Annotated in this window: 2 protein-coding genes; both read left to right on the top strand. The window is 62.3% G+C overall.

What is annotated here, in order from left to right; all coding sequences use genetic code 11:
* Positions 1 to 113 precede the first annotated feature (113 nt).
* On the top strand, positions 114 to 3,029 hold the full coding sequence (locus G6N73_RS34950; protein ID WP_165034432.1) for a Tn3 family transposase: 2,916 nt from the start codon (positions 114 to 116) through the stop codon (positions 3,027 to 3,029).
* Between the two features lie 89 nt (positions 3,030 to 3,118).
* Complete coding sequence (locus tag G6N73_RS38180; protein ID WP_343044846.1) at positions 3,119 to 3,616, top strand: tyrosine-type recombinase/integrase; 498 nt, start codon at positions 3,119 to 3,121, stop codon at positions 3,614 to 3,616.
* The last annotated feature ends 75 nt before the right edge of the window (positions 3,617 to 3,691 follow it).

Below are 3,691 nucleotides of genomic sequence, written 5' to 3'. Positions count from 1 at the left end.
GGCCCAGTGACCTCATAGCTGTTGAAAAACGACAATGAAAAGAACATTCGGGAAACGGCCTGAGAGGGCCGGGCTAGGATGGCGCCGCCGAAGAGTTGAGAGAGGGCGCGCCGATGGACCGGAATTGGAGCAGACAGGAGCTTGCGGAGCACTGGAGTCTTGGATTTGAGGAGCGCGCCCGGATCGATGGCAAATCAGCATCATTGCGGCTTGGCTTTGCGGCGCAGCTGAAATTCTACCAGCTGTCAGGGCGATTTCCGGCGTCGGCGTCGGAGATTCCCGATCCGGCGAGAGACTATCTCGCTGAACAGCTTGAGCGGCCTGCGGCCGAACTGGTCGAATACGATTGGTCGGGCCGCAACGGCCAGCGCCATCGCTCGGAAATCCTGAGCCTTCTCGGGATCCAAAGCCTTGAAGGGCACGACCTTGCGGCGCTTCAGGACTGGCTTGAAAGAGAGATTTGTCGCTCCGGAGCGGGGCTGGAGTCGATGATCGAATCGATCGACCGGTGGAGCCTGAGGCGGAAGGTCCGGTCGCCGAGCATGTCCGTTTCGCAGCGTCTGGTCCGCTCGGCCAGGCGGCGTTTCGAAGAGACGCTTCTTACGCGCATTGCAACGGCTCTTGCACCCGAGGCGGCCGCGCGGATGGAGGCGTCGCTGAATGCTCCCGACACAACGGTTGGCTTTGCCGCGATCAAGGCCGATCCAGGGCGGATTGCGCTGGAAAGCCTTCTCAAGGCCGCGGACCGACTGTCGTTTATTCGGCGGCTCGAGTTGCCGCGCGGCATGTTCTCGGAAATCGGTCCACCGGTGATTGAGCGGCTTCGCCGTCGGGCGGCACAAGAAACGGCCTGGGAGATGCGGCGCCATGCGCCGGCGCGCCGGCTGGGCATGTACGCGGTGTTTCTGATGGCGCGCGAGGCCGAGATCACCGACGGGCTGGTAGATCTTCTGCTTGAAACCATTCACAAGATCGACGTCAAAGCCGAGCGCAGCACACTGGCGGCGCTGACGCGTGACATTGATCGCGTTTTTGGCAAGGATCGGCTTTTGGCCGAGATAGCCGCGGCGGCGACTGAAGACCCCGACGGCACCGTACGCGATGTGATCTTTCCGGTGGCCGGCGAGGCGAAGCTCAAGGCGATCATGGCGGAATACAAGGCTCGCGGCGCGTGGGAGCAGCGGGTTCACCACACGATGCGCGCCTCCTATGCCAACCATTACCGGCGCATGCTTCCCGCGCTGCTGGAGGCTTTGGAGTTTCGTTCGAACAACGCGGTGCACCGGCCCGTTCTGGATGGGTTGGCATGGATTCGCCGGGCGCGACGCGAGGGCCGCCGGTTGCTCCACGTTGGGGACGGCGTTCCGGTCGACGGAGTGATTCCAGTCAAATGGCGCGATGTCGTGATTGCGGCGGGTGGGCGGATCAACCTGATCGACTACGAGCTTTGTGTGCTCAAGGCGCTGCGCGAGCGAATCCGGGCCAAGGAGATCTGGGTGGTCGGCGCCGACCGGCACCGCAATCCAGACGACGACTTGCCGAAGGATTTTGACGCGCGTCGGACCGAATATTACGCCGATCTAGGCCTGTCTATGGATGCCCGCGCCTTCACTGCGGCGATCAAGGCGGAAATGGAGGAGGAACTGCGCCGCTTCAATGCCGAGTTGACCGCCACAGGAAGCGTACGCATCCTGTGGCGTGGCGCGAACCGGATTTCCGTTTCACCGACGCCGCCGCAACCCGAGCCGCCGGGGCTGGCGGCGGTAAAAACCGAGGTCGCTCGCCGCTGGCCGATGGTGGCATTGCTCGATCTGCTCAAGGAAGCCGCGCTCGACACCGGATTTCTCGACGCCTTCAAGACCTCTGGCGAGCGCGTGGCGCTCGATCCCGCGACACTGCAACGCCGGCTGCTGCTATGCCTCTACGGGCTTGGGACCAATGCCGGGCTGAAGCGCGTTAGCACCGGCGTCGAGGATGTGAGCTACAAGGAGCTGCTTCATGTCCATCGACGGTTCATCCATGCGGAAGCCTTGCGCGATGCCGCCGGCCGCGTGGCCAACGCCACCCTGGCGATCCGCAATCCGGCGATCTGGGGCGATGTCGGGACGGCGTGCGCTTCGGACTCGAAGAAATTCGGCGCCTGGGACCGCAACCTGATGACGGAATGGCATATCCGCTATGGCGGGCGCGGCGTGATGATCTACTGGCATGTCGAGAAGCGTTCGACCTGCATCTATTCGCAGCTCAAGCGCTGCTCATCGTCGGAGGTGGCCGCCATGATCGAGGGCGTGCTGCGCCATTGCACTGATCTGGAGATTCGCCGCCAATACGTGGACAGTCATGGCCAAAGCGAGGTGGCGTTTGCTTTCTGCAAGCTGCTCGGCTTCGAACTCGCACCGCGCCTGAAGGCGATCGCGCACCAGAAACTGTGCCTGCCGCGTGCAGGCATGAAGGGCGAGCTGCCAAACCTGATGCCGATCCTCTCGGATGTGATCGACTGGACCAGCGTTGAGCGTCAGTATGACGAGATGGTCAAGCACGCGGTAGCCATGCGTCGTGGCACGGCCGACGCGGAAGCGATCCTGCGCCGTTTCGCGCGCTCGGAGATCATGCATCCAACCTACAGGGCGCTTGCCGAACTGGGGCGTGCGATCAAGACGATTTTCCTGTGCCGTTATCTTCGCATGGAGGCGTTCCGGCAGGAAATCCACGAAAGCCTCAACGTTGTCGAGAACTGGAACAGCGCCAACAGTTTCGTCTTTTTCGGCAAGGGCGGCGAGGTAGCGACCAACCGGCTGGAGGATCAGGAGATCTCAGTGCTGGCGCTGCACCTGCTCCAGAACTGCCTCGTCTATGTCAACACGCGCATGCTGCAATCTGTTCTCGGCAATCCGGCCTGGGCGGCACGCATGACGCCAGAGGATCACCGTGGGCTGACGCCGCTCAGCTATGCGCACATCAATCCCTATGGCCGCTTCGAGATCGACCTGGACAGCCGCATCGATTTCGAACAACAGGTGGCCGCGTAGCTCGAGAAACATCAACACGCTATGCCACGCTCCCGACGCATCGCCGGCCGGCGAAAAGTAAAGAGTGGCGCCACCTTGGCTGCCGACGGATACGAACGGCGCAAGGATTTCCTCGGAGAAGCCGAGATTGCAACGCTACTCGAAGCGGCACGCAAATCCTGCCACGGCATCCGCGACTACCTGCTCATCCTGATGATGTACCGCCACGTCCTGCGCGCCAGCGAAGCCATCGCCCTGCGCAGGAAGCCCGGATATGGATTCCGCGCATTATCGCTGGCGATGAGCTACGCGCCATCAAGCGACGGATGGCCATGCGCCGGGACCATCTGCCCTGGCTTTTTATTTCCGAGCGCAACCAGCCGTTCACTCGTCAGGCTGTCAACTATATCATCGCCACGACCGCCGCCCGAGCCAGGCTGGCGAAGGTCCATCCCCACATGCTGCGGCACTCCTGCGGCTTCTCGCTTGCTAATCGCGGCCATGATCTGCGCCTCATCCAGGACTATCTCGGACATCGCGACCCCAAGCACACCGCTCACTACACCCGCGTTGCAGCCAGGCGCCTTGACGGGCTGTGGAGCAGCTGACGAAACCTCGTCACCCCGCGAGCTGCGTTTGTTCTTTCCGTTGTCGTATTTGAACAGCTATGAGGTCATTGGGCC

The sequence above is a fragment of the Allomesorhizobium camelthorni genome, from assembly GCF_011045125.1.
GTDB lineage: Bacteria > Pseudomonadota > Alphaproteobacteria > Rhizobiales > Rhizobiaceae > Allomesorhizobium > Allomesorhizobium camelthorni.
This window is presented reverse-complemented; position numbering and strand designations above follow the sequence as displayed.